The 4,784-nt window shown below is 66.1% G+C and carries 6 protein-coding genes and 1 pseudogene; 5 read left to right on the forward strand and 2 right to left on the reverse strand.

From position 1 onward, the window contains the following. Positions 1-241 precede the first annotated feature (241 nt). Positions 242-643, forward strand: a complete 402-nt coding sequence (locus NON00_RS24045; RefSeq protein ID WP_256025327.1) for a DUF6525 family protein — start codon at positions 242-244, stop codon at positions 641-643. Between the two features lie 104 nt (positions 644-747). Further along, a complete protein-coding gene (locus NON00_RS24050; protein WP_256025328.1) occupies positions 748-1,173 on the forward strand; it encodes a type II toxin-antitoxin system HicB family antitoxin in 426 nt (141 codons plus the stop codon). A 309-nt stretch (positions 1,174-1,482) separates the two neighbouring features. Here the strand turns inward: NON00_RS24050 and NON00_RS24055 are convergent, their stop codons facing one another. Further along, the gene (locus NON00_RS24055) at positions 1,483-1,941 is read right to left on the reverse strand and encodes a restriction endonuclease (RefSeq protein ID WP_256025329.1); all 459 of its coding nucleotides are present in this window, start codon (positions 1,939-1,941) and stop codon (positions 1,483-1,485) included. 215 nt (positions 1,942-2,156) lie between these two features. Here NON00_RS24055 and NON00_RS24060 point away from each other — a divergent pair. After that, positions 2,157-2,591 (forward strand): annotated as a pseudogene (locus NON00_RS24060) (transposase); the annotation flags it as partial. Between the two features lie 45 nt (positions 2,592-2,636). Here NON00_RS24060 and NON00_RS24065 read toward each other — a convergent pair. Continuing rightward, positions 2,637-3,857, reverse strand: coding sequence for an IS256 family transposase (locus NON00_RS24065; RefSeq protein WP_256025330.1), 1,221 nt, complete (start codon positions 3,855-3,857; stop codon positions 2,637-2,639). Between the two features lie 149 nt (positions 3,858-4,006). Here NON00_RS24065 and NON00_RS24070 point away from each other — a divergent pair, with 149 nt between their 5' ends. Together NON00_RS24070 and NON00_RS24075 are read left to right on the forward strand one after the other, a co-directional pair. Next, positions 4,007-4,243 (forward strand): phage head-tail joining protein, encoded by a 237-nt coding sequence (locus NON00_RS24070; RefSeq protein WP_256025333.1) that lies wholly within the window; start codon positions 4,007-4,009, stop codon positions 4,241-4,243. Then, a partial coding sequence (locus NON00_RS24075) for a phage portal protein (protein WP_256025332.1) occupies positions 4,240-4,784 on the forward strand: 545 nt, incomplete at its 3' end. The genes NON00_RS24070 and NON00_RS24075, both read left to right, overlap by 4 nt.

A 4,784-nucleotide genomic window follows, 5' to 3' on the forward strand; every position in this document is an offset into this window, starting at 1 on the left:
CGCTCTCCAAATGGCCCTTTCTCTCCGAACCTTGGGACTTGGCCCATTCACTCTACAAGGTTTAGAGCGCTGATTTTGCTGCGTTCTGTTGGTAGCAGGGGGCGCGGAAGTTCGTGTATCGAATGCCTGGGCATTGCGAACGGTGGGGCGAGTTGCAAACCGCCGCCGCAGAGGTGCCGCGCGCCAAGCGCTTGTTTCGCGAGGGCTTTGCCCTGGCTAGAAGGCCGCCATAGACAACAGCATGGCCGCCAAGCCCTACAGCCCGCTAAAGGGCGATCCCTACCGCGCCTATGAAGAACTGCCCTTCGCGGTGCGCCGGGCGCTGCAGGAAGCCCTGGTGGACTGGTGCCCGCTGCGCGTCCAGGAGTGGCATCAGCACCTGCTGCGCCAGCAGCGACTGAGGCCCGCGCAGGCAGAAGTCTTCATGGTCCAGGCCATCCGCGGCCATGATCAGGCGGAGGTGGCCGCCTTCGCCCGGACCTGGCCAGCCGGCGCGCAGGCCTATCCGTATCTGGCTGCAGGGGCGACGTTGCAGCGTTATGCCGGAGCGGCTGGCATGCCGGCCACCAAGCCGCTGCGCCTGGCGCCGCCGGCGAGGAAGCCCAAGCCGGTAGCGAAGCGGAGGAAGGGCCGTCGCCGTTAGGCGCTTTCCCAGCACGGGTTTTGCAATCGCAGGGTGCTGGGTTCCTGATATCGTCTTCTACCTCTAGAATTTAAATTCGAAGAGTGTAAATACGAGAGGGTAATATGACAATTAAATATTATCGAGCTTTGATCGAGGTTGGAAACGAAAACTATGGCGTCGTTTTCCCCGATTTGCCTGGCTGCACATCAGCCGGCGACTCGCCAACAGAGGCAGCCCTGCATGCGGAAGAGGCGCTGGCCTTGCACATTGCTGCGCTCATCGAGGATGGCATCCCCTTGCCTGAGCCGAGCCAGATCGGTGCCCCGTTGCCAGACTGGGCGCAGGACACCGAGGAGGGAGAGCGGACGCTGGCCGAGGTGCTGATTCGCGTTGAGCCCGCGCCACGCTCGATCCGCGTCAATATATCCTTGCCTGAGGATGTGTTGAACCTGCTCGACGCCACTGCCAGCCAGCAGGGATTCACGCGCTCGGGCTATCTGGCGCATGCCGTCCGGGAAACTGTGCGACGGGAGCGGCAGGCCGGATAACTTGGCCTATCAGGGCTTGCTGTCCGTCTGCCGCCCGGCAGGGCAGGGCTGCCGCTTGCCTGGTTCATCCCTGCTCAAGCAAATAGCGGGAGCAATGAGCCGAGCAGAGGAGCGGCTGAGGGCGCTAAAAAGAAGAGCTGAAGGCGGCTTGCCAGTGGGGAGCCTCCCCCAGAGTCGGCGACGATATCGCGTGCCGCCAGCCACCGCCGCGCCCGCCCCGGCCTATTCCTCGCTGAAAAAATCCTCGTCTAGCCGCTTGATCTCGATGACCCTGCTCACCCGCACCCCCACGGAATGCTCGACCATCAGCTACGCCAACTGCTGGCCATCGATCAGGACGACGCGCTGCGGGATGCGGCTGGCATATTCGGCCGCCTGGGCCGAGAAGCCCGACGTGGTGACAAAGACCCCCTTGGAGGCGCCCAGCCCCACCAGGCTGCCCGTGAAGGCCTGGACTTCGGGCCGGCCCCCCGTGTTGCCGGGCGCATAGCGCTTGGCCTGGATATAGACGCGGTCCAGGCCCAGCACGTCCTCGTTGATCACCCCATCCACGCCGCCATCGCCCGACCGCCCGAGACGCTCGGCAGCGTTGCGGCGCGAGCCGCCATAGCCCATGGCCACCAGCAACTCGACGATCACCTGCTCGAAGAAGTCGGGCCCGTTCTGGAGGATGCGCTCCAGGAGTTCCGCGCGCAGGGAGGCATGCAGGATGCGGTAGGCGCCATCGATGGCGTCTTCCGGCGTGGCCGCAGCCTCGGCTGGCGCCACCGGGATGGAGGCTGTGGCGAGCGGGGAGGGGGCCTCATCAGCCGCATCGTCACCGCGGTGAAAGGCACGGAACGCCGGGATGCTCAGCAGGAAGGTGTTATCCAGGCCGGTTGTGCAGCAGGCGTTGGCGGCCGCTCGTTGCGGTTGGCCTCCATTCCCCCATCGGCTAGAGGCTGTTATGGACCTGCAGGCGGGTAACGCTCAGGCTGCGGGGCATGAGAGCCCGCAAGCCCTACCCCTCTGATGTTTCTGATGATGAATGGGCCCTGGTCGCGCCCTACCTGACGCTGCTTCCCGAGGTGGCCGGGCAGCGCGAGCATAGCTTGCGCGAGGTGTTCAACGGCCTGCGCTACGTGATCAAGACCGGCGCGCCCTGGCGCTGGATGCCCAACGACCTGCCGCCCTGGGCGGCTGTCTATCAGCAAGCGCAACTCTGGCTGGCAGCGGGCTGCTTCGAGGCGCTGGCCAATGATCTTCGAACAGTGTTGCGCGTGGCCGCTGGGCGAAAGGCGCAGCCCAGCGCGGCGATCCTGGACAGCCGGACGCTGCGCTCATCGCCTGAGAGTGGCGAGCGGGCGGGATACGATGGCGCCAAGCGCAAGAAGGGCTCAAAGCTGCACTTGGCGGTCGACACGCTGGGCCATCTGCTGGGAGACTGTCAGGGATTTCGTGTGCGGCGGGGCGGTTGCACATGATCAGACCATGGCCCGGGTGAAGCGCTCGCCGAAAAGGACGGCGAACTGCGCCTTGGCCATGGCCCATTCCCGCGGCGGCATGGTCCACTCCTTCTCGGCCCGGTTCAAGACCAGAAAGAGCAGCTTCAGCGCTGCCTCGTCGGTGGGGAAATGCCCCCGGCTGCGAACCGCTCGCCGCAGCTTGGCGTTCAGCGCCTCAATGGCATTGGTGGTGTAGAGAAATCGCCTGATTTCAACGCTGAAGGCATAGAAGGGGATCACCTCGGTCCAGGCCCGGCGCCAGCTCTGGCCAATGGCCGGGTATTTCTGACCCCATGGCCCGGCCTCGAAGGAGGCCAGGGCTGCCTCGGCCGCGGCGGCATCCACCGCCTGGTAGATCGCCTTCAGGGCCGCGGCCACTGCCTTACGGTCCTTGTAGGGCACAAAGGCCAGGCTCTGGCGCAGGAGGTGGACGATGCAGGTCTGCACCTGTTCTTCGGGAAACACGGCCAGGATCGCCTCGGGAAAGCCCTTCAGCCCATCCACCACGGCCAGCAGAAGATCCTCGACGCCACGGCCGCGCAACTCGTTCATCACGCGCAGCCAGAACTTGGCACCCTCATTCTGTTCCAGCCAAAGGCCGAGGATTTCCTTGCCACCATCAGCCCGAACACCCAGCGCGATATGCATCGCCTTGTTGCGAACCAAGCCTTCGTCGCGGATCTTCACGCGCAGCGCATCGAAGAAGACCACCGGGTAGACCGCCTCCAGCGGCCGGTTCTGCCAGGCAGCGATCTCGTCCAGCACAGCATCCGTGACCGTGCTGATCAGGTCGGGCGACACCTCGACGCCGTAGAGTTCGCCCAGGTGGCCAACAATCTCGCGCGCACTCATGCCACGGGCGTACATGGATATGATCTTGTCATCGAAACCCGGGAAGCGGTGCTGGTATTTGGCGATCAACTGCGGGTCGAAGCTCCCCTGCCTGTCGCGCGGGATCTCCAGCGTCAACTTGCCGCTCTCCGTCGTCACCGTCTTGCGGCCATAGCCGTTGCGGCTGTTGCCTTCGCCGCCCTCGCCAGCCAGATGGTGCTCCATCTCGGCATTCAACACACGCTCGGCCAGCGCCTTCTTCAGCTCAGCCAGCAATCCGCCAGGGTCCAGCGCTTCACGCGCATCCCCTCCCGCCAGCAATTGGTCCAGTAGGGCATCCGGGATACGGGGGGATTTCCGTCGCGCCATCGGGGCTCTCCTTCCTTCACAGTATGTATACCCCGCTGCACACGAAATCTCTGACAGTCTCGGGCCATCCAGATCTGGATAGCCCTACCGATCAAGCGGTTATCATCGACGCCGTCTGCCCGGGCGCCAGCAAACTTTGTTTGGCTGACATGACCCCTGACATCCTCGCCTGGGCGCTGGCCCAGCCCGCCGGCAGCCGTGCCGCTGCGCTCGCCGCCGCCTACACCGGCGGCACGACGCGCGTCACCTTCGATGGCCGCACCGTGGAATACCGCAGCCTCGACGAGCTCGGCCGCGCGCTCGCCGTGCTGCGTGCCGCTGAGAACACCGCCGCGCGTCGCCCGCCTGTGACCCTTGCCAGCTTCTCGCGGGAGGGAAGCCAATGATGGGCCGGCTCCGGGAAGCCTGGAACGCGCTGCGCGGTTATGCCGCGGCGCAGGACAGCCGTGCCTCGGCCTGGGCGCCCTCCGGTGGCAGCGCCAATGCCGAGGTGGGCGCCGCCGCGGCCACGGTGGCCCGCCGCGCCCGCGACGCGGTGCGCAATGATCCCTATGCCGCGCGCATCGTCGATCTGTGGACGGGCAATGCGGTCGGCGCCGGCATCACCACCCGCTGGCCGGGCCGGGCGCAGGCCGAGGCCTGGCGCCGCTGGTCGGAGAGCACCGCCTGCGATGCCGAGGGGCGGCTCGATCTCGCCGGCCTGCAGGCGCTGGTGATGCGGGCGGTGGTGGAGAGCGGCGAGTGCTTCGTCCGCCTGCTGCCGGCCGAAGTGACGCCGGCCAACCCGATCGGCCTGCGGCTGCAAGTGCTGGAGAGCGATCACCTCGACACGGCGCGCAATGGCCTGATTGCCGGCCACCCGACGCTCCAGGGCATCGCCCTCGGCGAGGCGGGCGAGCCGCTCGCTTATTGGCTGCATCGCGTGCA

Source organism: Roseomonas sp. GC11 (genome assembly GCF_024437745.1).
In the GTDB taxonomy this organism is placed as follows: Bacteria; Pseudomonadota; Alphaproteobacteria; order Acetobacterales; family Acetobacteraceae; genus Pseudoroseomonas.